Here is a 2,295-nt window from a genome sequence, read left to right on the forward strand (position 1 = left end):
CCCGAATGTCAGAGCCAATCGTACCACCGGTCTTGACGAATGGTTCCATGACGACAGCGCCAGTGTAGTCGATTTCGCGGAGTGCGAGGCCTATCTCGTGCCAGGGTATTCTGCCTTTCCCGGGCACGCGGCGATTGCTCTCTCCAGTGTGAAAATGACCTAGCAAGGGGCCAGCGGTGCGGATGGCATCGCCGAAACTGTCTTCCTCGATGTTCATATGGAAGGTATCGAGCATCACCTTGACGTTTGATTTGCCGACATCCTTCACGAAGGCAACGCCTTCAGCGGCTGTGTTCAGGACGTGGTTTTCGAACCGGTTCAGCACCTCGAGGCAAAGGTTTATGCCCAGGTTGTTTGCGAAGTCTGCAATGCCATGAATGCCCTCGACACCACGCGCCCGATCACCGGCTTTGTCGATCGGCTGCGAGTAATCAACCGGCCAGTACGAGTGGAGTGCACCGCCGATCGTCTTGATATCAAGCTTGGCTACGTTGGTGAGAGTTTGCTCGAAAAACGCCTTGCCAGCTGCCCGTATCGCACTGTCAGGCGACGACAGGTTTTTGGACCTGGAAGGACCAATCCCCGCGGTCAGAATGATACCGTTGTCCTTCGCGCTCTGCTTGATCGCTGCGAGATCTGCATCGCTATATTCATTGATGTGATGCGCGGCGACTTCGAGAATGTCGAACCCGAGCTTCGCCACCTTTTCGACGTACGGGCCAAACTTGGCGCTCCATTCATGCTCCCAGTAGGAGTAGTAGATTCCGTATTTCATAAGAGTCTCCCTTAGGTTTCAGCTGTATTGGTTGGTGGCTGGCAGGACCGCGGCGCCGACGAAGGCGGCAACGAGACCTTGAGCCGAAGCAGCGAACCGAAAGCCGTTCGGTCCGACATGGCTAGTTGTTGTCGATGCGTCGGTCGGGCTCAGCACTGCCAGAGATGATGGCAAGACCGTTTGGCAGATCGTTCTCTTCGACCTTGCGATTGATTTCCGTCGGATCGAGCCCGAAGGACCGCCAGCGATCCTGGAGCCGTTTGCGTAGATTGTCCTCGCTGACATCCACGAAGACAGTGAAGTCAAAAATTGGTTTGAGCCTGCCCCACGGCGCTTGGCGGGAAAGAAGGTAATTCCCTTCACAGACAATGATATCAGTTGATTGCGGGATTAGACTTCCACCGGCACGGGCGATTTCGATCGAACGATCAAACACGGGGACGGCGACGACGTCGTCTTCGTTTGCCTTGAGTCGCTCGAGCATCCGACGGAACCCGTGCGCGTCGAAGGTGTCGATGGCTCCCTTAAACGGCCGTCGGCCCATCTGTTCCAAGACGACATCGTCGTAGTGATAGCCATCCATGGGGAACAAAGCCGCATTGACACCATGATCCGCCTTGAGCCGTTGCACGATCCGCTCGGCAAGAGTTGATTTTCCCGAACCGGGTGCACCTGCAATGGCGATCAACACTCTCTTGCCGCCACTTTCAGATAGCCGTTCAGCGGCGACCCTCGCGATCTCACCCGCGTTTTCTTCAATATTGCTCAAGGAACTCCTCCCTTAATTTCGGCCTGGCGCACTAAGGCCTATGCGCCAAAGCCTTGCATTCCGTATTGCGCAGCCTTGCCGCGCAGAAACGAGAGACCGCTTCCCATGACTTCCTCTTCGTCGCGAGCAACCGGACGCCAGGTGGAAATGTCGCCGGCCATCTCGCGCGGCATGCTGACAAAGCTCTCCAGGACAAGAGCGCCTTTGAAGCCGATTGCTGAAAGGGCAACGAAGATCGAATCCCAGGGTACGTTGCCTGCACCGGGGGTTCCGCGATCGCTTTCCGACATGTGCATGTACTTGAGGTGATCGCGAGCGGCGAGAATGCCGTTGGCGGCCCCCTTTTCCTCAATGTTCATGTGGAATGTGTCCAGATGGACGAAGACGTTGTCCATTCCGATCCGCTCGACCAGCGCCGCGGCCTGCTCCGCGGTGTTGACGAGATGGTTTTCGTAGCGGTTTACCGCTTCGACGCCGAGCTGGATGCCCTTGGACTTAGCGCGTCGCGCCGCCGCCTCGAGGGCGCGGGTAAGGTTGTCGTACTCAGCCTCGGTTGGCAGCGAGCCGGTTCGTTCGTTGGTACCACCAAACGTCACTCCGGTGAGTGCCTCAGCGCCCATCTCGGCGGCCTTGTCTATTGCTACTTCAAGATGGCGGATGGCGGCCTCTGGTCGCTWTGAGGCCCAAGCCGCCTCAGGAAGCACGAGCGAGCATGCTGCCCTGATCCTGTTCTTTGCCAAAAGCGAACGGG

Annotated in this window: 3 protein-coding genes; all 3 read right to left on the bottom strand. The window is 57.5% G+C overall.

Features of this window, described 5'->3' with window-relative positions:
* A partial coding sequence (locus AC1D35_RS35645; RefSeq protein WP_477942678.1) for a D-psicose 3-epimerase occupies positions 1–775 on the bottom strand: 775 nt, incomplete at its 3' end.
* Between the two features lie 121 nt (positions 776–896).
* Positions 897–1,544 carry a nucleoside triphosphate hydrolase gene (locus AC1D35_RS35650; protein WP_477942680.1) on the bottom strand — a complete coding sequence of 216 codons (648 nt, stop codon included), beginning with the start codon at positions 1,542–1,544 and terminating at the stop codon, positions 897–899.
* Between the two features lie 38 nt (positions 1,545–1,582).
* Positions 1,583–2,295, bottom strand: a 713-nt coding sequence (locus tag AC1D35_RS35655; protein WP_477942682.1) for a sugar phosphate isomerase/epimerase family protein, incomplete at its 5' end; no start/stop codon positions are given.

This window comes from Rhizobium sp. P1_E6, from assembly GCF_056405875.1.